General features: G+C 29.1%; 18 protein-coding genes. 11 read left to right on the top strand and 7 right to left on the bottom strand.

Annotated features, from left to right (window positions below):
- Positions 1–228: 228 nt before the first annotated feature.
- Positions 229–2,775 carry a DNA translocase FtsK gene (locus CVOLT_RS04145; RefSeq protein WP_407923357.1) on the top strand — a complete coding sequence of 849 codons (2,547 nt, stop codon included), beginning with the start codon at positions 229–231 and terminating at the stop codon, positions 2,773–2,775.
- Here CVOLT_RS04145 and mltG read toward each other — a convergent pair whose 3' ends face one another.
- Positions 2,776–3,666, bottom strand: coding sequence for an endolytic transglycosylase MltG (mltG, locus tag CVOLT_RS04140; protein WP_039666272.1), 891 nt, complete (start codon positions 3,664–3,666; stop codon positions 2,776–2,778). It abuts the gene before it with no gap.
- Between mltG and CVOLT_RS04135 the strand changes: the two genes are divergently transcribed.
- The 10 genes from CVOLT_RS04135 to CVOLT_RS04090 all read left to right on the top strand — a co-directional run bounded on the left by CVOLT_RS04135 (position 3,647) and on the right by CVOLT_RS04090 (position 13,574).
- Complete coding sequence (locus tag CVOLT_RS04135) at positions 3,647–6,211, top strand: YhdP family protein (protein ID WP_039665573.1); 2,565 nt, start codon at positions 3,647–3,649, stop codon at positions 6,209–6,211. The two genes, mltG and CVOLT_RS04135, sit on opposite strands and share 20 nt — an antisense overlap.
- 24 nt (positions 6,212–6,235) lie before the next feature.
- Positions 6,236–7,132 (top strand): malate dehydrogenase, encoded by an 897-nt coding sequence (locus tag CVOLT_RS04130; protein ID WP_039665572.1) that lies wholly within the window; start codon positions 6,236–6,238, stop codon positions 7,130–7,132.
- Positions 7,133–7,308: 176 nt separating this feature from the next.
- Positions 7,309–7,617 (top strand): 2-oxoglutarate:acceptor oxidoreductase, delta subunit, encoded by a 309-nt coding sequence (locus CVOLT_RS04125; protein WP_039665571.1) that lies wholly within the window; start codon positions 7,309–7,311, stop codon positions 7,615–7,617.
- An 8-nt stretch (positions 7,618–7,625) separates the two neighbouring features.
- Positions 7,626–8,750, top strand: a complete 1,125-nt coding sequence (locus CVOLT_RS04120; RefSeq protein WP_039665570.1) for a 2-oxoglutarate synthase subunit alpha — start codon at positions 7,626–7,628, stop codon at positions 8,748–8,750.
- Positions 8,750–9,595 carry a 2-oxoglutarate ferredoxin oxidoreductase subunit beta gene (locus tag CVOLT_RS04115; protein ID WP_039665569.1) on the top strand — a complete coding sequence of 282 codons (846 nt, stop codon included), beginning with the start codon at positions 8,750–8,752 and terminating at the stop codon, positions 9,593–9,595. Before CVOLT_RS04120 ends, CVOLT_RS04115 begins: the two co-directional genes overlap by 1 nt.
- Positions 9,592–10,149: a 2-oxoglutarate:acceptor oxidoreductase, gamma subunit gene (locus CVOLT_RS04110; RefSeq protein WP_039665568.1), complete on the top strand. Its 558-nt coding sequence runs from the start codon at positions 9,592–9,594 to the stop codon at positions 10,147–10,149. Before CVOLT_RS04115 ends, CVOLT_RS04110 begins: the two co-directional genes overlap by 4 nt.
- A 75-nt stretch (positions 10,150–10,224) precedes the next feature.
- Positions 10,225–11,934 carry an acetolactate synthase III, valine-sensitive, catalytic subunit gene (locus CVOLT_RS04105; RefSeq protein WP_039665567.1) on the top strand — a complete coding sequence of 570 codons (1,710 nt, stop codon included), beginning with the start codon at positions 10,225–10,227 and terminating at the stop codon, positions 11,932–11,934.
- Entirely contained in the window at positions 11,931–12,398 is a 468-nt protein-coding gene (ilvN, locus tag CVOLT_RS04100) for an acetolactate synthase small subunit (RefSeq protein ID WP_039665566.1), read from the top strand. Before CVOLT_RS04105 ends, ilvN begins: the two co-directional genes overlap by 4 nt.
- Entirely contained in the window at positions 12,395–13,357 is a 963-nt protein-coding gene (gene lpxD / locus CVOLT_RS04095) for a UDP-3-O-(3-hydroxymyristoyl)glucosamine N-acyltransferase (RefSeq protein ID WP_039665565.1), read from the top strand. Before ilvN ends, lpxD begins: the two co-directional genes overlap by 4 nt.
- Positions 13,350–13,574, top strand: a complete 225-nt coding sequence (locus CVOLT_RS04090; RefSeq protein WP_039665564.1) for a hypothetical protein — start codon at positions 13,350–13,352, stop codon at positions 13,572–13,574. Before lpxD ends, CVOLT_RS04090 begins: the two co-directional genes overlap by 8 nt.
- 5 nt (positions 13,575–13,579) lie before the next feature.
- On the opposite strand, the gene CVOLT_RS04085 is transcribed toward CVOLT_RS04090, so the two are convergent.
- The 6 genes from CVOLT_RS04085 to ftnA all read right to left on the bottom strand — a co-directional run bounded on the left by CVOLT_RS04085 (position 13,580) and on the right by ftnA (position 22,377).
- Positions 13,580–16,237 (bottom strand): cytochrome c biogenesis protein CcsA, encoded by a 2,658-nt coding sequence (locus tag CVOLT_RS04085; RefSeq protein ID WP_084059233.1) that lies wholly within the window; start codon positions 16,235–16,237, stop codon positions 13,580–13,582.
- Positions 16,238–16,298: 61 nt separating this feature from the next.
- Positions 16,299–16,895 (bottom strand): SoxW family protein, encoded by a 597-nt coding sequence (locus tag CVOLT_RS04080; protein WP_039665563.1) that lies wholly within the window; start codon positions 16,893–16,895, stop codon positions 16,299–16,301.
- 63 nt (positions 16,896–16,958) lie between these two features.
- Complete coding sequence (locus tag CVOLT_RS04075) at positions 16,959–19,016, bottom strand: cytochrome c family protein (protein ID WP_052243212.1); 2,058 nt, start codon at positions 19,014–19,016, stop codon at positions 16,959–16,961.
- Between the two features lie 50 nt (positions 19,017–19,066).
- A complete protein-coding gene (locus CVOLT_RS04070) occupies positions 19,067–20,872 on the bottom strand; it encodes a cytochrome c3 family protein (RefSeq protein ID WP_390621655.1) in 1,806 nt (601 codons plus the stop codon).
- 306 nt (positions 20,873–21,178) lie between these two features.
- Positions 21,179–21,796 carry a S24 family peptidase gene (locus tag CVOLT_RS04065; RefSeq protein ID WP_039665561.1) on the bottom strand — a complete coding sequence of 206 codons (618 nt, stop codon included), beginning with the start codon at positions 21,794–21,796 and terminating at the stop codon, positions 21,179–21,181.
- Between the two features lie 86 nt (positions 21,797–21,882).
- The gene (gene ftnA, locus CVOLT_RS04060; RefSeq protein WP_039665560.1) at positions 21,883–22,377 is read right to left on the bottom strand and encodes a non-heme ferritin; all 495 of its coding nucleotides are present in this window, start codon (positions 22,375–22,377) and stop codon (positions 21,883–21,885) included.
- Positions 22,378–22,380: the final 3 nt, after the last annotated feature.

Here is a 22,380-nt window from a genome sequence, read left to right as displayed (position 1 = left end):
TTTTGTCTTAGTGCTTTGATTCCTGAGCGTTCTTTAGTGAGCATTATAGGGTATTCTTTGGCTGAGCTAAGTTATGCTTTATTTGGATCTTTAACAAAAGTTTATCCTTTTGCATTTTTTTGGTTTAATTATTTATTATATAAGAATGATTATAAATTTGATTTTGTAGAAAGAAGATACATAGTAGCACTTGTTTGTTGTGTTTTATCAGCATTGATTTTTAGCGCAATGTTTTTAGAAGATAAAGGCTATATAGCTTCTGCAATGTTTTTGATATTAAATGGACTTTTTGGGCAAGTTGGGAGCTCTATTTTAATTATATTGCTTATAGCTTTTGCTTTTAGCATCACTTTTCCAAATTTTATGAAAGAATTTTTTAAAATAGAAATAGATTTTGATTTTTACATCAAACTTGAAACTTTGATTAAAAATAAAATTTTTGGTTTTTTTGGTGGAGATAAATATCAAAGTGAAACCAAAGAAGAACAAGAAAAGCTCAAACAAGAGCTTTTGATAAAAGAAAATAAACACCAAGAAGAAATTAAAGAAGAAAAAGAAGAATTAGTTGAAGAGAAAAAATTTACTTTAGAAGAGCTAAAAAATCAAAATTTAGAAGAAATAATCATCAATGAAGATGAGAAAAAACTAGGAGCTAGTTTTATCCATGAACTTTCAGAACCAGTTGCAAATTTTGCACAAAAAGCGAGTAAAATAAATACAAAGGAAGATGAAGTGACGCCTGAAGAATATTTATCAAAATACAAAAATAACAGCGAAGATATATACACTCAAACTTTAAAAAGCAAAAATTTAGATGAACCAAGTTATAAAAGACGCAATATAGATGTAGATGATGATAAAGAAATTCAAGAAGATTCTTTTTTTGCTAAAGAATTAAAACAAAGAGAAGAAATGCTTAAAAAGGCTAGGTTACTTGAAGAGTATAAGGCTTTACAAAAAGAAAAAATTTTAGAAGAGTTAAACGAAGATTTTAAAAAAATCGAAGAATTAAATGCTATCGAAGCTCAAAAAGAAGCTGAATTTAAAAAATTTCAAGATAAAACTAGCTTTTTAGGGGCGAATTTAGCAAAAGAATTAAAAGATGAGGATTTTTTACCACAAGATGAAGTTAAAGAACTTGATTTTAATGAAGAAGCTTTTGTAAAACCTGTAAGTATTAATGAGCTAAGAGCTAAAAAAAATGAAGATACTTCTTTTATGGTAGAAGAAAAAATATTTGAGCAAAAAGAATTTATCATCGAAGAAATCACTCAAACACCACAAGAAAATCAATACCATCATTCTATCACAGATGAAATTAGTGAAAATAAAGCCTTGCTTAAAGAGCTTGAATTTGGTGATTTTGAAAAACCAAAAGACTTTGTTTTGCCACCATTGGATTTTTTATCTATGCCAAAAGAAGGTAAAAATGAAATCAACGAAGAAGAAATTGATAGAAAAATATATGATTTATTGGAAAAATTAAGACGCTTTAAAATTGGTGGAGATGTAGTTAGAACCTATACAGGGCCTGTGGTAACTACATTTGAATTTAGACCAGCAGCTGATGTAAAGGTAAGTAAGATTTTATCTTTACAAGATGATTTAGCTATGGCTTTAAAAGCTCAAACTATAAGAATTCAAGCTCCAATTCCTGGAAAAGATGTAGTAGGTATAGAAGTTCCAAATGAAAAAATCGACACAATTTATCTAAGAGAAATTTTAGAAAGTGAGGTGTTTAAAAATTCAAGTTCGCCATTAACCATAGCTTTAGGTAAGGATATAGTTGGTGATCCTTTTGTAACCGATCTTAAAAAACTTCCTCATCTTTTAATAGCAGGAACCACAGGAAGTGGTAAAAGTGTGGGTATAAATTCTATGCTTTTATCTTTGCTTTATAGAAATTCACCAAAAACACTAAGATTAATGATGATAGACCCAAAAATGCTTGAATTTAGTATATATAATGATATACCTCATTTACTAACTCCAGTTATTACTGATCCTAAAAAGGCTGTAAATGCTTTATCAAATATGGTAGCAGAAATGGAAAGAAGATATCGCTTGATGGCCGAAGCAAAAACTAAAAATATAGAAAATTATAATGAAAAAATCAAAGAACAAGGTGGAGAAATTTTACCTTTTATAGTTGTGATTATCGATGAATTGGCTGATTTGATGATGACTGCCGGAAAAGATGTGGAATTTTATATAGGTCGCTTAGCTCAAATGGCAAGAGCAAGTGGGATACATTTAATTGTCGCTACACAAAGACCATCTGTGGATGTTGTAACAGGGGTTGTAAAAGCGAATTTGCCAAGTAGGATTTCTTACAAAGTAGGGCAAAAAATTGATTCTAAAGTGATTTTAGATGCTATGGGGGCTGAGAGTTTATTAGGAAGAGGAGATTGTTTATTTACTCCTCCTGGTATGAGTTCATTAGTACGTTTACATGCTCCATTTGCAAGTGAAAATGAAATAGAAAATATAGTGGAATTTTTAAAAGCACAACAGGTTGTAGAATACGATGAGAGCTTTTTAAAAGATGATAATTCTGATTTAAATTTTAGAAAAAATGATTTTGATGATGGTGATTTAGATGAGTTGTATGAAGAAGCTAAAGCTATAGTTTTAGAAGATAGAAAAACAAGTATTTCTTATATACAAAGACGCTTGAAAATTGGCTATAACCGTGCAGCAAATATCATAGAGCAATTAACCCAAATGGGAGTTTTGAGCGAACCTGATGCCAAAGGGCAAAGAGAAATTTTGTAATTAATTTCTTATTGCCTTGTTGTGATCGTTAAGATTTGTAGAAAAGATATGTTTGTTGGTTTTTTTATCTCTTACAAAATATAAATAATCTGTTTTTGCAGGAAAAATAGCAGCTTTAATAGCATCAAGAGAAACATTACACACAGCTTCTTTTGGAATTCCATTAAATTTATAAGTATTGTAAGAGCTATTGTCTTGTCTGATTCTTTGTGGGGTTATTTTTTCATGAGAATATTTTCCATAATTTAGCGTTCCATCCATTTGTAATTTCATTCCTTTTTTTAGGCGATTTCTAATAACAGATGAAACTATAGGCATTTCTTCATTATTTGCTGCTTCTTTTTGGATGATTGAAGCAATAATAATAAACTCATGCCATTTTTTTTCATTGTATTCTCTAAAAATTTTATAAGAGATTTTTTTAAATTCATTAGTGGAGTATCTTAATAGATAATTGATTAAAAGTTCTTCTGTGATACCTTTTGGAATTTTATAAGTTTCCGGAAAAAGCATACCTTCTTTAAAAGGACTTTGTTTTAAAAATTCTTGCATTAAAATTTTTGGATTAAGGTTTAATTTAGCGGCTAATTGTTCAAAGAAAATTTCAGTTGTTTCACCAGGTATTAAAGTAATGCTTTCAAGAGCTGCTTTAGCTATGGTTAATTTATGTAAAAATTCAGCTTTATTTAGCGGTTTTAAACCAATATCTATCCAGCCAGATTGAGGGTGTCCAAGAAAATATAAGGTATATTTGTCAATAACACTCATTTTGTAGTTATTTTTACTTAATTGCGTTATAATTTTATCAACAGATCCTGGTGGTATAAAAACTACAGAATTTGTTTTAATAGGTAAAAGTAGATAATAAAAAATGGAAAAAAGAAAAATCAAAATCAAATCACAACTAATCAAAAAGATTCTTAAATTTTTAGCTTTACCTGTCATACTTTTCATCGTTTTGCTTATCTACCTTAAAAATGGAATTTATATAGAAAAATTAGAATTTTCTTCTTTTAATTTAGAAAAATTATATATTAAATTAGATAAAAAACTTATTTTAAATGCTAAAAAAGTGATTATAAATTCTCAAAATCAAAATTCTGATGAAGAAAAAAGTCTTACTAAAGCAGTAAATTTAATTAAAAAAATAAAATATGTTTATTGGTTTTTTGAAGAAATAGATATAGCAGAATTTTATGCTAATAACTATCCTGTAAAATTTTTATATAAAGATAATTTATTTTTCGTGGATGGAAAAAGTTTGCGGATTAAAATTAATCTTAAAATTAGCGATAAAAACATACAGGCAAATTTGAATGAATTTTTATTAAAAGATTATAATGCAAGTCTTAATGGTGTTTTACTAATTAATCCTAAAACTAAATTTTATAATTTTAAAGGCAAACTTGATAGTGATTTTTTACAAAGCAATGTAAATTTATCAGCCAAAAGAGAAGAATTTTCTTATGAATTAAGTCAAATTCACTCAGATGATGTATCAAAAGTTTTTAATGTATTAAAAGAAAATAACATAGTTTTACCTGAAAATTTAGATGTTTGGGTAGGTGGTAAGGTTAAGGCAAGTGAGTATTATATAGAAAATTTAAATGGGTTTATCGATTTTGGAAAACATAGGTATTATCTTGATGAGATTAAAGCTAAAGGATATGTGAAAAATCTTCGTGTAGTTTTAGATACTAATATAGATCCAATCACTAGCCCTTTTGTCGAGCTTGAATTTGATAAACAAAGGCTTGATTTTAAATTTGATGAGTTGAAATTTAATAATTATAATTTATCTCAAAGTGAAATTTATATTTATGATATGCTAAATCAAAAGGCGGGAATTTACATTAAAATTAAAAGCGATGATGCTAGATTAGATTATAGAGTAAATAAAATTTTGCGTTTATATGATATACACATGCCTTTTTTGCAAAATAATGGTAAAACAAAAACTCATTTGGTACTTAAATTTCCTTTTGAACACCCTGAAAAAATTTTTTATGAAGGGCGTTTTGATATAGTAAATTCTAATATTAATATACAAGATTTTAAGATAACTAAAGCAAATGTTGATTTAAAAAAAGACAAGGTTGAAATCAAAGAAGCAAATATAGAAAGTAAATACACTAATAGTGATTTAAATGCTAGTTTGAATTTAAAACAAAAAAAAGGAGATATTGATATATACTCTTTTTTTATTGATTTGCCTAGTCAAAGCTTAAAAATGACAGATAAAAATTTAAAATTAGAGTTAAAATTTGATCAAAACACTACTTTAATTAATAAAGAATTTGGTATTTTGGTTAATTTAGATCAAGGTTTAAGACTTTATATCGCAAAATTATCTAAACTAAGATCTTATTCTAAATTAATGCAAGAAAATAATATTTACGATGGTGAATTAAATATCAATACAAATGATTTTTTAAACTATCAAGTGGATTTAAATAATACAACCTTTGATTCTTTTTTAGTGTATAAAAATCGCAATCCATATGAGTATGATAGTTTTTATGTGGATATCAAAGGAGATGATTTTAATCTAACCAGCAAAAGTGGAGTAATCTTTGCTCAAGGTAAAAAGCATGATGCAAATATTACTTTAAATAATGTGGATTTATTAATTTCTCAATACAATACTCAAAGTGCTTTACAAGATAATGATGAATATAATATATATGCTAAAAATATAGATATTCTTTTAAAAGATTATAATAAAACTTTAACTTTTGATAATTTTAAAGCAAAGGTTAAAAAGGATTATTTAAAAATAGATGCAAATAAAAGCAAAGCTAGTTTTGATCTTTTACTAGATAAAGATAATTTTGAAGTTCAAGCTTTAAAAATGGATGATGATTTTTTAAATATTTTTATGAGAAAAAATATTTTTGAAAATGGAGAATTTAATCTTTATATCGATGGCAATAGTACAGATTTTTTTAAAGGGAAATTTTTATTTAAAAATACTTATTTGAAAGATTTGAAATTTCATCAGCAACTTTTAAGCTTTATAGATAGCATTCCTAGTTTATTACTCTTTAAAGCTCCAAGTTTTAACGAAAAAGGTTTTAGTGTCGAAAATGCTGGTGTGAGTTTTCACAGACAAAAAGATTTGTTTGATATCGAAGCATTAAATTTTAATGGCGATAGTGCAGATATTTTAGGACAAGTTAAGATTAATTTAAGAAATTTACAAATTGATGGATTAATGGAATTAAGGACTTTAAAATCTGCTACTTCGGTTATTTCTGTAGTTCCAATTATCAATCAAATTGTCTTGGGTAAAGATAGGCAAATTAGCACTCTTATAAAACTTGAAGGAACAGTGGATAATCCTGAATTTAAAACACAACTATTATCACAAGGTTTTGGCTTGCCTTATCATTTAATCAAAAATATTTTTGAATTACCAACGAATTTAGTTAAATAAACTACTACAAAAAAAGGATAGAAAATGAAAATAACTATCATTGGAGCGGGAAATGTTGGATCTAGCATAGCTTATGGTTTAATCTTAAGAGAATTAGTAGATGAGATTGTTTTAATAGATATTAATGAAGATTTGCTTTTTGCTAAAGAATTAGAATTAAGCCAAAGTATAGCAGCTTTTAACTTTAATATCGATATTAAATGTTCAAGTGATTATGTATATACTAAAAATTGTGATATTGTTATTTTTAGCGCAGGAATTGCTAGAAAAGAAGGGCAAAGTAGAGAAGAGCTTTTGGCTATAAATTCTAATATTTTATTAAATTGTGCTAAAAAAATAAAAGAATTTACTCAAGATCCTTTATTTATCATAGTTAGTAACCCTGTAGATTTTTTATTAAATGCTTTGTATGAACAAAAAATTTTTTCTTCTCAAAAAATTGTTGCAATGGCTGGAGTTTTAGATAATGCAAGATTTAAATATGAAGTTGCGAAAAAATCAAACATCAAAAGTTTTTATGTTGATACAAAATTAATGGGTTTTCATAATGATGATATGGTTTTGCTTTATTCTCAATCAAAAATAAATAATCAAAACATCAATGAAATTTTACCTGAAGATGATTTAGCTTATATAGAAAATGAAGTAAAAAAGGGTGGAGCTAAAGTAATTAAACATCTTAAAACTTCTGCTTATTTAGCTCCTGCTAGTGCATGTATAAGAATGATAGAATCTCTCAAAAGCGGTGAGTTTTTACCTATGAGTGTGATTTTAAATGGGGAATATGGAGTTTATGATAAAGCTTTTGGGATATTAGCAAGACTTAGTTTAAATGGAGTAGTTGAAATTTTAAATTTAAAACTTAATTCTAAAGAAGAAAAAGAATTACAAAATTCTTTAGAAAAACACAAATATATGTAACTTTTTGAAAAAAATTAACAAATGTTACTTTATGTTATAAAAGATCTCTACTTTTTCTTTATGTTTTAAATATTATTTTATCAGTGTCCAATTTAGGTATAATAAAAAGTTTAATTAGAAAATGATTTTTAATAAATTTCATAAATACATTAAGTTTTATATCGAAAGGAAAATAAATGGTTGCTCCAAAAGATACGCCAGTTTGGGTAGATGAAGCAAGATGCAAAGCCTGTAATATTTGTGTGAGTTATTGTCCTGCTGGTGTTTTAGCTATGAGAGATGAAATCACTTCTGTTTTAGGACAGATGATAGAAGTAGTACATCCTCAATCTTGTATTGGTTGTAGTGAATGTGAAAGTCATTGTCCTGATTTTGCGATTTTTGTGGCTAAAAGAGATGAATTTAAATTTGCTAAATTAACTCCAGAGGCTAAAGAACGAGCAAAAGCGGTAAAAGAAAATAAATACAAAAAACTAAATGCTTAGGAAAAATGATGAGAGAGATAATATCAACAGGTAATAATTTAGTAGCAAAAGCAGCTATTGATTGCGGGTGTAAATTTTTTGGTGGTTATCCTATCACTCCAAGCTCTGAAATAGCACATGAATTAAGCCATATGCTACCAAAAAACGATGGCACATTTATACAAATGGAAGATGAAATTTCAGGTATTAGTGTAGCTCTTGGTGCTTCTATGAGTGGGGTTAAATCAATGACAGCAAGTAGTGGACCTGGAATTTCTTTAAAAGCTGAGCAAATTGGCTTGGGATTTATAGCTGAAATTCCACTTGTTATAGTAAATGTTATGAGAGGTGGCCCTTCAACTGGACTTCCAACTAGGGTTGCACAAGGAGACTTGTTTCAAGCAAAAGCTCCAACGCATGGTGATTATGCAAGTATAGCTTTAGCTCCAGCTTCTTTAGAAGAAGCTTATACTGAGACAATCAGGGCTTTTAATTTAGCTGAAAAATATATGACTCCTGTATTTTTGCTTTTAGATGAAACGGTAGGACATATGAATGGTAAAGCACTTTTGCCTGAATTAAATGAATTAGAAATTATTAATCGTAAAAAATTTGAAGGTGATAAAAAAGATTATAAGCCTTATGCAGCAGGTGAAAATGAAGCTGCTGTTTTAAATCCATTTTTTCAAGGATATCGTTACCATATAACAGGGCTTCATCATGGCGATATAGGCTTTCCTACTGAAGATGGAGCTATAGTAGATAAAAATATAAAAAGACTCATAGGCAAGATTAAAAATAATGTCGATGATATATGCAAATGGGAAGAATTTATGCTTGATGATGCACAGTTTTTAATCATAGCTTATGGTAGTGTTACAAGATCAGCTAAAGAAGCTATATTAAGACTTAGAGAAGAAGGTTTTAAAGTAGGACTTTTTAGACCTATTACTTTATATCCTGTGGCTGAGAAAAAAATAGCTCAAGTTGTTTCTAAATTTAACAAAGTTATGGTTAGTGAGCTTAATATGGGTCAATATTTAGAAGAAATTCAAAGAGCAAGTAAAAGAGATGATTTTATAAGCTTGCATCGTGCAAATGGACGCCCTATAACACCTAGTGAAATTATTGCTAAAGTAAAGGAGAATATGTAATGGCTTTTAATTATGATGAGTATTTAAGAGTAGATAAGCTTCCTACTCAATGGTGCTGGGGCTGTGGTGATGGAGTTGTTTTAAAAGCTATTATTAGAGCTATACAGAAATTAGAATGGAATATGGATGATGTTTGTTTGGTTTCTGGTATAGGCTGTAGTGGTAGAATGAGTTCTTATGTAAATTGCAATACAGTTCATACAACTCATGGTAGAGCTATAGCTTATGCAACTGGTATAAAATTGGCAAATCCTAAAAAACATGTTATAGTAGTGAGTGGAGATGGCGATACTTTAGCAATTGGTGGAAATCATACCATTCATGGTTGTAGAAGAAATATAGATTTAACTCATATTTTAATCAATAATTTTATCTATGGTCTTACAAATTCTCAAACTTCACCTACAACACCGCAAGGTTTTTACACAGTAACTGCTCAAGCTGGAAATATAGATCCAAATTTTGATGCATGTGAGCTGACAAAAGCTGCTGGGGCTTCTTTTGTAGCAAGAACAAATGTGATAGAGGCAAATAAATTAGAAAATATTATTTATAAAGCTTTAGCGCATAAAGGATATAGTTTTGTAGATGTTTTTTCAAATTGTCATATAAATTTAGGTAGAAAAAATAAAATGGGTGAAGCTGTAACAATGCTTGATTGGATAAAAGATCGCTGTGTAGAAAAGAATAAATTTGAACAACTTGATGAAAGTCAAAAACACGATAAATTTCCTACAGGAATTTTACATCAAGATGAAAATAAAACAGAATATTGTGATGCTTATGAAGAGGTAAGAAAGGCTTTGAAAGAAAAAAGAATGATCGACCTAGGAGTGCTAAAATGAAATTTCAATTAAGATTTTGCGGAGAAGGCGGTCAAGGAGTAATTACCGCTGGTGAAATTTTAGCTAAGGCTGCTATAAAAGAAGGTCGCAATGCCTTTAAGGCTTCTACTTATACTTCTCAAGTAAGAGGAGGGCCAACTAAGGTAGATATCATCATCGATGAAAATGAAATTTTCTTTCCTTATGCAGTAGAAGGTGAAGTTGGTTTTATGCTTTCAACTGCTGATAAAGGATACCAAGGTTTTAAAGATGGGGTGGAAAAAAATGGCATTATGGTAATAGAGCCAAATTTAGTTCATCCAAGTAAAGAAGATTATGATAAATGGCAAATTTTTGAAATTCCTATCATTACTATAGCTAAAGAAGAGGTAGGAAATGTTGCTACTCAATCAGTTGTTGCTTTAGCTATTGCTGCTTATATGAGTAAATGCATTGACACTCAAGCTTTAAAAAATATTATGCTAGAAATGGTACCAGCTAAAACTAAAGACGCTAATTCAAAAGCTTTTGATTTAGGTATACAATACGCAAGTAAAGCTCAAGCAAATTCTTAAATTTAAGAATTTGCTCCTAACTTCTTATTTATAAAATTATCGTTATAATATTCTTATTTTGATTAAGGGTAAAAAATGAGAGAGCTAAGTGGCTCGCAAATGATTTGCGAAGCATTAAAAGAAGAAAATATTAAAGTAGTATTTGGCTATCCTGGAGGAGCTGCTTTAAATATTTATGATGAAATTTATAAGCAAACTTATTTTAAACATATATTAGTAAGACACGAACAAGCTGCATTGCATAGCGCAGATGCTTATGCTAGAATGAGTGGGGAAGTTGGAGTAGCGATAGTAACTAGTGGTCCAGGTTTTACTAATACGGTTACGGGATTAGCTACTGCTTATAGTGATTCGATTCCACTTGTATTGATTTCAGCTCAAGTTGCAAATTCATTAATTGGCACCGATGCATTTCAAGAAATTGATGCCATAGGTACTTCAAGACCATGTGTAAAGCATAATTACTTAGTAAAAAATATAGAAGAATTACCAAAAATTTTAAAAGAAGCATTTTATATAGCAAAAACAGGCAGACAAGGGCCTGTGCATATAGATATACCTAAGGATGTTACTGCAAGTTTTGGTATGTGGGAGTATCCAAAAGAAATTTCTATAAAAACTTATAAGCCAACTTATAAAGGAAATATTAGACAAATTAAAAAATTAATACAACTTTTAAAAGAAGCAAGCAAGCCTTTGTTTTATCTTGGTGGTGGATGTATAGCGTCCAATGCTAGTGAAGAAATAAGAGCTTTAGTAAAATTAAGCAAAATTCCAGCTGTAGAAACTTTAATGGCTTTAGGGACTTTAAGAAGTGATGATGAGCTTAATTTAAAAATGGCAGGTATGCATGGAAGTTATTGTGCAAATATAGCTTTAAGTGAATGTGATTTATTAATAGCAATTGGTGCAAGATTTGACGATAGAATCACAGGAAAAACTAGTGAATTTGCTAAACACGCAAAAATAGTTCATATTGATATAGATCCAAGTTCTATTTCTAAAATTATCCAAGCGCATTTTCCTATAGTAGGTGATGTAAAGAGCGTAGTGCAAGATATTTTAGAAGAATTAAAACAAGAAAATATTGATTATGCAAAATACCAAGAGTGGTTCAAGACTTTAAAAAATTATCAGCAACTTTACCCTTTAATCTATGAAGATAGTGATGAAATTTTAAAACCTCAATGGGTTATACAAGAATGTGCAAAATTAGCTCCTGATGCTAGAATCATCACTGATGTTGGTCAGCACCAAATGTGGGTTGCGCAATTTTACCCTTTTAATTACCCAAGGCAATTAGCTACTAGTGGCGGTCAAGGAACTATGGGGTATTCTTTACCTGCTGCTTTAGGAGCAAAATTGGCTGTTAAAGATGAATTGGTTATTAATTTTGTTGGAGATGGTTCATTTTTAATGAATATCCAAGAATTAATGACAGCAAGTTCATATGGTATCAAAGTGATTAATATTATTTTAAATAATTCTTTTTTGGGTATGGTTAGACAATGGCAAAGTATGTTTTATGAAGAAAGATTTTCTAATACAAATTTAAGCAAACAACCTGATTTTATTAGCATAGCTAAAGGATTTGATTGCGAAGCTTATAATGTATCAACAAAAGATGAATTTAAAAATGCTTTTGTTAGTGCTTTAAATTCTTCAAAAACTTCTATATTAAATGTTGCAATCGATAGATATGAAGATGTTTTACCTATGGTGCCAGCAGGTGGAGCTATATATAATATGATATTACCTAGTTATAAAAACAAGGATAAAAAATGAAAAGAAGGGTTATATCTGTTATTGTTTTAAACGAACATGGGGTTTTATCTCGTGTTGTTGGATTGTTTTCTGGTAGAGGTTATAATATAGAATCTTTAACCGTAGCGCCATTGGAAGATAAAGAATTTTCTAGAATAAATATAGTTACTTTAGGGGATGAGAGAGTGTTTGAGCAAATTATCAAACAGCTTCATAAGCTAATACCAACTTATAAAGTAATTGATTCTAGTGATTTTATAGAAAAAGAAACGGCTTTGGTAAAAATTGCATTAAATGAAAATTTTGCAGGACTTGATGCAATTTTAAAAGCTTATAATGGTAAAGTTGTATATAGCGATAGTGAAAGCATTATAGCTGTAGCTACTGATGATGCATTAAGGATAGATAATTTTATAAAAACAATGAAAAAATATAATCCAATCAATATAGTAAGAAGTGGTTCTATTTTAATGGAGGTAAGATGAAAATTAGCGAAATAGCAAAATTTTTGGGTATAGAATATAGCGGAGAAGATATAGAAATAACTGCTTTAAATTCTTTAAATAATGCAAGTTTTACTGAGCTTAGTTATTGTGATGGAGAAAAAAATTCAAAAAAAATTTCAAATACTGATGCAGGTGCAGTGCTGGTTTCTAAAGAATTTGAAAATTTAGTTCCAAAAGATAGCATTAAGCTTGTAGTGGATAATCCACATTTATCTTTTGCGTTATTAAGCAAACTTTTTGCAAAATCTTTAATTTCTTCAAATGTAGAAAAAAAATCAAAAATAGCAAAAAGTGCAAAAATCATGCCTAATGTTTATATAGGGGATAATGTCCAAATTGGAGAAAATGTTATCATTATGGCTGGAGCTTATATAGGAGATAATGTCAGTATAGATGAATGCACTATCATCCATCCTAATGTGGTAATTTATAACGACACTAAGATAGGTAAAAAATGTCATTTGCTTGCAAATTGTGTTATAGGAAGTGATGGTTTTGGTTATGCACATACTAAAAATGGAGAGCATTATAAAATATATCATAATGGAAATGTGATTTTAGAAGATTTTGTGGAAATTGGAGCTTGCGCTACGATTGATAGAGCTGTTTTTGAAAGCACTATTATAAAACAAGGAACTAAGATAGATAATTTAGTTCAAGTAGGGCACAATTGTGAAATTGGAGAAAATTGTCTTATCGTGGCTCAAAGTGGAATTTCAGGTTCTAGTGTTTTAGGTAAAAATGTTACCATGGGTGGTCAAAGTGCTACTAGTGGGCATTTACAAATTGGAGATTTTGCAACTATTGCAGCAAGAGGTGGTGTTACTAAAAATTTAGAAGGTGCTAGAGTGTATGGTGGTTTTCCTATCATGCTTCAAAAAGATTGGCTAAAATTCCAAGCAAAAATTATCACAACTTTTAAGGATAAACATGAGTAAGAAAGTATTAAAAACTATCGAACTACATGGGAGTAAAAGTGGAGAAATAAGTATTTGTAATCTTTCTAATCCTTATGGAGTAGGTAGTGAAGATGTTTTGAGTATAGCAATTGCTCTAAAAAAAGAAAGTGGGGTAGATTGGAAAGTTCATATCCCTTATGAAAATTTAAAAGAATTAATTTTAGCTTTACAAGAAATAGAAAAAACTAAAGCTTAGCTTTTTTAAAAGCTAGGCAGATTTAAATTTCTTTTAAAACTTGCACTTATTATCAAAATAATATTTATGCCAACTAAAATATATAAAAATACAGGTATATCCACAGGATCTCCATTAGCATAAGAATGCAACCCAGAAAGATAAAAATTCACCCCAAAATAAGTCATCAATATAGAATAAAAAGCAATCACACTAGCACATGAAAATATATAAATGAAATTTTTCTTAAATAAAAATCTTAAATGAATCACCATAGCATAAATAATAATGCAAATTAAAGCCCAAGTTTCTTTTGAATCCCATCCCCAGTATCTTCCCCAGCTTTCATTTGCCCAAACTCCACCCAAAAAATTACCAATAGTTAGCATAGCTAAGCCTAAAATCATAGCTATTTCATTAATACAATGTAGTTTGATAATGTTTAAATCTATGTTTAAATTTTTAGATCTTAATGTAAAAAGCACAAGATTTAACAATCCAAGCATAAAACATAAAGCTAAAAAAGCATAACTAGCAGTGATGATAGATACATGAATATTAAGCCAATATGATTTTAAAACAGGTATTAAATTTCCAATTTGTGGATCCATAAAACCAAGATGAGCTACAAAAAGCGTAATTCCTGCTAAAAAACTAGCAGCACTTAGTGCAAATGGTGAATTTTTAAAAAATACAATAGCGCTTACAACACAAGCCCAAGCTATATAAATCATGCTCTCATATGCATTGCTCCATGGAGCATGATCTCCTATATACCAACGCATTAAAAGAGCGATAGAATGCACAATAGCAAAAGCTATGAGTGTAAAATAAAATAAATTATATATAAAAGTTTTCAAACGAGTATTTTTTAACATAGTATAAAAACTAATGATAAATAAAATAAGAGAAAATCCTAGATAGACATAAGTAAGATTGTCAAAAATATTATAATGATTGAGTAAAATTTCAAATTTTATACGATTTTTTTCAGGCAAAACTTTGCTTCCATAATGAATTTGAAAATCTTTTATAGCTTGTAAATTTTCATTTGCACTAAGCCACTCATTAGTTTCAATAGCTTCTTTTGTAGCTAAAAAATAATTTACCAAAAGCATTTGGATACGATTAATATCTTCTTTTGCAAAAGGTAAAATTTGTGCAGGAGAAAACCATTTTAAACTTTGCTCATACATATCAGGAAATATAGTCAAAGCCTGACCTGTGTAAATATAATAAGCATGATTGATTTTTTCATCAAGTGCTAGAATATCTTTATCAAGCTGATTTCTTAGTGAAGGTTTTTTTCTGCTAGCTTCTTGAACATAATTGGTTAATTTGTAAGTATTATTATCAAAAATATCATCAAAAGCGATGTGTTTTTCATCGATATTTACTCCGATAATTTTTTTTAGCTCTTTAGTTTTTATAGGAAACATTTTAATTTGTCTAAATTCTTTAGGATAAATCATCATTGCTAAAAAAAGTTGATTATGATTTAAATTTAAAAAGTTATCTTTTTGAGTGATTTTGTGTATAAATTCCATAGCTAAAGTATCTATTGGTTTGATTCTTCCGTTAAAATCTTGCACTAAAAGAGAGCCAAATTGTAAAGAATGTTCATGAGTATTTTGTTGTAATTTTGAGATTAAATTTAAAATATCGTTTTCATTCTCTTGTGCAAAAGATGGGGTTTGTAAATTTAGTAATAACAGAAAAAGTAAAGCTAGGGAGTGTTCTTTTTTTAGGTATTGAGTGAGCTTGTAAAACCTAGAATTTTTATCAAATAAAATCCATATAAATCCTACTATAAGTAAAGCATATCCTATGTAAGTTGGAATTTTTCCTATGTCTTTATTTACAGAAAGTATAGTGCCTTGCTCATCTTGATCATATGAACTTTGAAAAAATCTATATCCACCATAATCAAGAACATTATTCATAAAAATATCATAAGAAAACTCAGTATTGTTCATAGGATCTATGATTTTTATTTTAGAAAGGTAAGAAGAAGGACTCATAGAGCCTAAATATCGCTCTAATATAAAATCTTCTAATATAATTTTAAAAGGAAGTTGTATTTCTTTAGGTCCCCAATTGATGTTAAATTTCTCATTAGCTATTTCAAAAGTATGAATTTCTTTGTTGGTAAAATTTGGCTCTAGAGTGATAGTTTTGTTTTCATTTTTATAAGATATTTCTAATTTTAAATTTGCAAGATTAAATTCATTAGCAGGCGTGTATGATTTAGAATTTATAGCAAGTGTGTTGTCATTTAAAGTGCTTGATTTTGTAAAATGATTTGTCGTTAAAGGGGTAAAATTAATCATAAATTCAAAACTTGTATTTGTATCTAAATGCGTGATTTTTATAAATTCTTCTCTTGTAACTATGATATTTGAGCTCTCACCTTCTCGAATGTGCATACCACCTTCTATACCAAAATACCTAGTAAGAGCAGCTCCAATTAAAATAATTATAAAAGAAAAGTGTAAAATCAAAGCAGCATATTTTTTCTTTTGTATCAATTTTGCATAAATTATTACTCCGATTAAATTTAAACCTAAGAGTAAATGCAAGACATTAAAATAAATATTATTATACACAATAGCTTTTGCAGCAGGTGTTCCAAAATCATTTTCTATAAATGTTGCAATTGCACAAAGTAATGCATATATAGACATTAAAATAAAGCTAGTTTGAAAAGAAAAAAAATACTTAACAATACGCTGCAAAATGATGTCCTTAAATTTTATTATCTTTGTAAAAATGCAGTAATTTTTTTCCAAGCTCTGCTTCGTTTAAATTTTGATTTTCAGCTTTGTTTAGAAAATCCATTGTAGCAGCTAATCTTTTAGCACTGATAAATCCAGGATAATTTAATAAAGTTTGGCTTTTTTGATTTAAAATTACTATGGTAGGCGTTGCATTGATATTGTATAAATTTGCTAATTCTGAAGTGCTTAAATCGCTTGTATGATTTTTAGTAAAGGTGTGAATTTTTTTATAACTTATATTAATATAATAAGAAGAATAATCATCTTTAATTTGCTTTTGTAAGTTTTTATCTTTTAAAATTTCTTCTTTTAATTTATCACAATAAATGCAGTTGTTTGCACTAAATATAAGTAAAATATTTTTTTTATCGCTTTTAATATCTGTATTGTCTTTGAATAAATGAGCTATTTCTTCGTAAGATTTTTTGTCTAAATTGTTTGCTTTTTTAATACTATCTTGAGAATAATTTGTGCCATTAGAAATTAAATTAGAATCAATTTTATTATCCGAGCAAGCTATAAAAAATGCACTAATAATGCTTAAATTTAAAAATTTTTTAAACATTTTAAACCTTTAAAATTGTAAATTAACCTTATTTGTCATTATAACAAATAAGGTTATTAAAGATTATAATATAGTATCAAAGAAAGTATAAAGCATCAAAAATAAGAAAACTAAACCTGTAATTAGCATAGCAAAACCAACAAATTTAGCAAGCCATTTGTATAACCCAAAAGAACTTTTTGTTTCATATAATTTGCTTAGTTTTCCACTTTCTTTTAAGCGTTGATACCATGCATTTCTTTCTTGTTTTATTTCTTCTTCACTGATACTACCTGAGAAAATTACCATATCCATAGGGAATCTATCTGCTCTAAAGTGAGTGTTGAAAAAGTGTATAGCAAATATAAATCCTGTAGCAAGTAAAGCTTCATCAGAGTGAAGTAGGGTAGCTAGATTGATAGCTTCGCCTGGTAAGAATTTGCCAAAGAATGTAGGGAACCACAAAATAAGTCCTGAAATTCCTATGATGAACATACCCCAAAATACTGCTAAATAGTCAAATTTTTCCCAATATGTCCAGCGATCAAATTGAGGTCTTGGACCCATACCAAAGAACCATTTAAAATGAGCTTTCATATCTTTTAAATCTTGTAAATTTGGCATTAAAGAATCAGGTCCAAAAGTCGCTTTTAAAACATTTTTAAAGCTAATTTTTCCAGTTTTTGGATCTCTTGCAAGATCACGGCGTTTCCAATTTACTATGATAATTTCTCCAATATGTGAGAAAAATACCGCAAACATCACAATGGCTGATATATGATGAATTGTAGCTGCATCAACTATATCTCCACCCATTAGATCAATCATAGGTTTTGCCCATGGTGCATCATAAAATTTTTGTGGTAATCCTGAAAATGCAAGACCTAAAAAGCTTGAAGCCATGAAAAAGTGTTGAATTTTATGTAAAGTGCTAAATCTTCTTATTTTGACTTTATCTTCATGAGCTGCTTTTTGAGCTGCTTTCCATTCTTTAGGATATTTAATTCTCATAGCTATAAGTCTTATGCACCAAAGTATGCTGTGAGCTCCAAAGAATACAAACACACTAATTACCAAAATAGTCATAAAGATATAAGCTCCATGTAATCCTGGATAGTTTTTAGAATCAGTATGATCAGCATGTGCCATCCAATTTACAAAATTTTCGTTTGCATTTGGGTGGCATGATTTACATGTGTCTATACGATTGATAGGTGAAAGAGTGGAGTTTCTATCTGTGGATTTTAAAATATTATGCTTTCCATGACAATCAGAGCAAGTAGCAACACTTGGAGTTTGACCTGGAGTACTTAAAAACATACCTTTTCCATGAAAAGTCATATAAAAACTATGTGTTTTTTGCTTATGACACTCTGAGCATTTTTGATCTACTAGTTGTTTTTGAGAAAAAATTCCAGAATGTTTTGGTGTAACATGTATAGAATGACAAGTTGCACATGATGGTTTTTCTTTTTTCTTTTCATTGTTTTGAATAGGAGTAAAATGTTCTATTCCATGGGCACTTTTTTGTAAGGCTTGGTCTGCTTTTGTGTGACAAGTTGCACATTGTTGATTGATTAAATTCTTACTTGCTGCGATATCAACTCTTATACCTTTTCCTTGTTGGGCATGACAATCACGACAAGATGGGGTTTTGCTAAAATTAAATCTTGAATGTATGGTATCTTTAAATTCTATGATATCTTTAGCTTGTTCCCATTTGATAGTATCAATTTTTTCAACCTTTCTGCCAGAAGTAACCCAAGCTTCTATACCATCAAGCATTACAAAAGAATTTTTATAGCCTAATTCCATTGCAACAGCAGCAGCTTGAGATGCTTCAAATCTAAAACGATTTAATCCATAAAAAACCAAATTAGCATTTTTATCATCAGGTAGCAAACTTTCCCAATTTTCTACATAAGTAGATATGGAATTGGGTAAATATCCATTGTTTTGTCTATCTTGTTCTGAATTGATGTCAAAAAAATAAGTATTGTTTTGATCAAGCATTTTTTGAGCTTGTGCTAAACTGATTGTTTTTACACCTTCTATAGAGCCAATTTCTCCATTAGCTTCTGCAAATGCAAATTCTAAAGGTGTGAAGATAGTAAAAAAGATAATTAAAATTTTAGAGATTATTTTTTTCAAGGGTACTCCTTAATTATAAGGAAGAAAAATCTTCCTTATTTTTATTTGTTGAGGATGTTTTGTGCTTCTTGGATATAAATTAAAGCTTCTTCTACGATTTTCTTAGAATAAGCAGGTCCATGAACACCCCAAGATCCATCTTTTTCTAATCTATCAGCTATAGCTTGAGCTTGATTAGTAAGATTTAAAATTTTTGATTTTTGTTCTACTGAAAGTTTTGTTTTTTCAGCAAAAGTTTTATCTATATTTGCAATACCTTGTCTAATTTTTTCATACCCTTCTTTTACAGGATTTTGCCACTGCATAACTTTTTCATAAATCATTTCTTGATTTGTAAAATGAAGTTTTTCAGGTAAGGTTGATTGAACAGCACTATGACAACCACTAGCACCAGGTCCCATTAAATTGATATCACTAAAACTAGTTCTACCACAACTCCACATCAAATCAAGGAAAAATTTACCTTCATCATCTCTTGCTATGGTCCATCCACTAACTTTTGGAGATCTTTCTTTACCTTCAGGTGGATTGAGTGTTTTTGTAGTTTTATCTACTTTTATATTCCATATGTGAGAAGCTCTAACATTATCAAATCCACCTTTATCAGGATTTTGAACTGCAGCAAAATTTTCACAACTCATCATATTTGGCATATGACATGCTGTACAATTATCTTTTGCGTGAATTCCACCTTTTTTGAAAAAGCTTGCTTGTGTTTCATGGCAATCTTTACAAGTTTTTTTGAGTTTTGTTTTAGTGTAACCGCTTTTCCAATCATTAAAGGTTACTTCATGTGGATCATGACAAGTATTACATCTCATTCCTTTATCATAATGAGCAGATGAGTACATTTGAGCACCTTCGCTTCCACAAGATGGACAGCTTGATTTAAAATAAGCATTAAAAGGTTTTCTAGGGTTTAATTTAGCATCTGTTTCATTGTATGAAAATCTTTGATGACATCTTTCGCAATTTGATGGCATACCTGCACCTCTTGCACCATAAAGGTGAGCACCAGCCCCATGGCATTCTTCACAAGTTATACCTTTTGAAATAGTATGTTTTTGAAGTTCTTTAGGATTTCCTAAGGCTTTATAAAATTCATCTTTAGTTTTAAAATCAAATTTAAAAGTATGACAGGTTTCGCAATATGCTGTTGCAGGTTGAAAAATAGCCTTTTCTTTATAACTTGCTGCATAAGAATTTGTTCCCCAAACTTGAGAACCATTGCCTCCAAAATCCTCCATTTTTGTCGGGAAACCAGGAGCAAATTCAGCGATTTTCTTAGCCATATCAGGAGTTAAATTTTCACTCCAAAGTCTTGAAAATTGGTTTCCACCAGCTGTTAATTTACCACTAAGATCACTTAAATTTCCATCTTCTACATGGTAAGTTCCACGCACTAGCCATTTGTCTATAAAGCCGTATTTTGTTCTAGGGGTACCAATTAATGCATAAACATCATCAGGATAAATTCCATCAGGTAGTATAGTAGCTAAGGAATTATACATAGGTTTTTTCAAACCATCTGCACCACCAACTTCTTCCATTTCGTATGGAAAACGCACTGTTTTTGCATGACGAGATCTTTCCCAAGAAGCATATTGAGCTGGATGGCACTCACCACATTTTTTAGGACCTACAAATTTATTTGGAAAATCTAAAAAAGATTCGTATGGTAAGCGGTAAGTAACTGCTGTTTTGTTTAAATCGTAGTTTTTAGCAAAATTTGGGCCACCTTGAGCTTCGTCCCAATTGTGCGTACGATCACTAGGGGTGAATTTTCCCACCAAACGACCTTCTTTTTCATATTTAAAAATAGGATGATTTTTCTTTAAATACTCCATAAAAGGATCTTCTTGCTCTATATAGCCATCAAGAGTTCTAGGCTCTGAAGATGCAAAAACTTGAGTGCTAAAACTTATACTTAAGGCCAAAAAAGTATAAGTAGCAAATTTGGCTAGTTTATGTTTCATAACTTCCCTTTCATACTTTTTATTAACAGATAAAAACACTCTTATTTTATTTCTGTTAACTTTTAAAGTATAATTGTGGCTTTTTTTGTATAAAAATAAACTTAAATATTTAATTTTGTTAATTTTTTATTTACTTAGTTAATAAAATTTATTATTTGAAAAAATAAACTATAAAACTTAAATTCTACTTATAGTTCCTACTACTTTACCCACTATTAAAAAATCTCCATTTTGATAATGCACATCAGCATAGCTTAAATTAAAAGAATGCAGATAAACACCTTTATTGCTTTTAAAAATTTGTTTTATTAATAAGCCATCTCTTGTATTAACTGCAAAAACGCCTCCATCTTTAAAGCTTTTGTTTTTATCTATTAAACATAAAGATTCATCTTTTATTTCAGGCTCCATACTATCGCCTATACAAGGGATGATATCACATTCATTTGAGCCAAAATAATCACTCAATTTTTCATCTATAATGACTTCACTAAAACTGACATTATCGTTTAAAGCACCACCACCCATGGAAGCATTTACATCATAATATTTTAAAATTTTATAATTAGTAGGATTTTCAATCAAATCATCATAAAAAAAGGCATTGATATTAATATTTTTTTCGTGTAAAAATTGAAGTATTTGTTTATAGGGAATAGAATTTCTAAATTTCATACTATAAAAAGTATCAGGATTAATCTTTAAAGCTTTAGCTACATCTGAATCTTTGGCGTTGTTTAAACCATTTTTTTGCAGTAAAAATTTTATCTTATCTACAATTTGAGTCATTTGCATATAATATCCTTACAAATAACAAAATTGTAACAAAAATACTTTTATTTTGCAAGATATCTTTTAAAATAAAAGATATCTTTGAGAAATTATTTTTTAATTAAAGTTTTTATGTATTGATCAACCATATATAAGCCATTTCCATTATCGCTAATAAGTTTAATCTTATCCACTATGCCTCTAAAAAGTGCTTCCTCTTCGTGCTGTTCGCTTACATACCATTGTAAAAAATTAAAAGTTGAATAATCTTTACTTGAAAGCATAAAATCAACAAGATTGTTTATAGAAGCTGTAATGCTTTGTTCGTGTTCAAAAGTTTTTTCAAAAACATCTAGTAAAGATTTGAAATCACTATCTGGTTTTTTTACTTCTTTTAATTCTACTTTAGAATCAGTTTCATTTAAATAAGTGATAAGTTTTCTTGCATGATCGCTTTCTTCTCTAGCATGTTCAAACAAAAACGCTCCTGCTCCATCAAAACTATGCTCATAGCACCAAGAACTCATACTCAAATACAAATTTGCTGCATACATTTCTTTGTTGATTTGCTCATTTAACAAAGCTACTACTTCTTTTGAAAGCATATT

Origin of the sequence: Campylobacter volucris, from assembly GCF_008245045.1 — a bacterium.
Classification (GTDB): Bacteria; Campylobacterota; Campylobacteria; order Campylobacterales; family Campylobacteraceae; genus Campylobacter_D; species Campylobacter_D volucris.
This window is presented reverse-complemented; position numbering and strand designations above follow the sequence as displayed.

Excerpts from the sequence above, each read along its gene's own strand:
- ftnA (WP_039665560.1), bottom strand. The coding sequence starts at position 22,377 with ATGCTTTCAAAAGAAGTAGTAGCTTTGTTAAATGAGCAAATCAACAAA.
- CVOLT_RS04070 (WP_390621655.1), bottom strand. The coding sequence starts at position 20,872 with ATGGAGTATTTAAAGAAAAATCATCCTATTTTTAAATATGAAAAAGAA.
- lpxD (WP_039665565.1), top strand. The coding sequence starts at position 12,395 with ATGAAAATTAGCGAAATAGCAAAATTTTTGGGTATAGAATATAGCGGA.
- CVOLT_RS04090 (WP_039665564.1), top strand. The coding sequence starts at position 13,350 with ATGAGTAAGAAAGTATTAAAAACTATCGAACTACATGGGAGTAAAAGT.
- CVOLT_RS04110 (WP_039665568.1), top strand. The coding sequence starts at position 9,592 with ATGAAATTTCAATTAAGATTTTGCGGAGAAGGCGGTCAAGGAGTAATT.
- CVOLT_RS04115 (WP_039665569.1), top strand. The coding sequence starts at position 8,750 with ATGGCTTTTAATTATGATGAGTATTTAAGAGTAGATAAGCTTCCTACT.
- CVOLT_RS04135 (WP_039665573.1), top strand. The coding sequence starts at position 3,647 with ATGGAAAAAAGAAAAATCAAAATCAAATCACAACTAATCAAAAAGATT.
- ilvN (WP_039665566.1), top strand. The coding sequence starts at position 11,931 with ATGAAAAGAAGGGTTATATCTGTTATTGTTTTAAACGAACATGGGGTT.
- CVOLT_RS04120 (WP_039665570.1), top strand. The coding sequence starts at position 7,626 with ATGAGAGAGATAATATCAACAGGTAATAATTTAGTAGCAAAAGCAGCT.
- CVOLT_RS04145 (WP_407923357.1), top strand. The coding sequence starts at position 229 with ATGTTTTTAGAAGATAAAGGCTATATAGCTTCTGCAATGTTTTTGATA.
- CVOLT_RS04105 (WP_039665567.1), top strand. The coding sequence starts at position 10,225 with ATGAGAGAGCTAAGTGGCTCGCAAATGATTTGCGAAGCATTAAAAGAA.
- CVOLT_RS04130 (WP_039665572.1), top strand. The coding sequence starts at position 6,236 with ATGAAAATAACTATCATTGGAGCGGGAAATGTTGGATCTAGCATAGCT.
- CVOLT_RS04085 (WP_084059233.1), bottom strand. The coding sequence starts at position 16,237 with ATGTCTATATATGCATTACTTTGTGCAATTGCAACATTTATAGAAAAT.
- CVOLT_RS04080 (WP_039665563.1), bottom strand. The coding sequence starts at position 16,895 with ATGTTTAAAAAATTTTTAAATTTAAGCATTATTAGTGCATTTTTTATA.
- CVOLT_RS04065 (WP_039665561.1), bottom strand. The coding sequence starts at position 21,796 with ATGCAAATGACTCAAATTGTAGATAAGATAAAATTTTTACTGCAAAAA.
- CVOLT_RS04125 (WP_039665571.1), top strand. The coding sequence starts at position 7,309 with ATGGTTGCTCCAAAAGATACGCCAGTTTGGGTAGATGAAGCAAGATGC.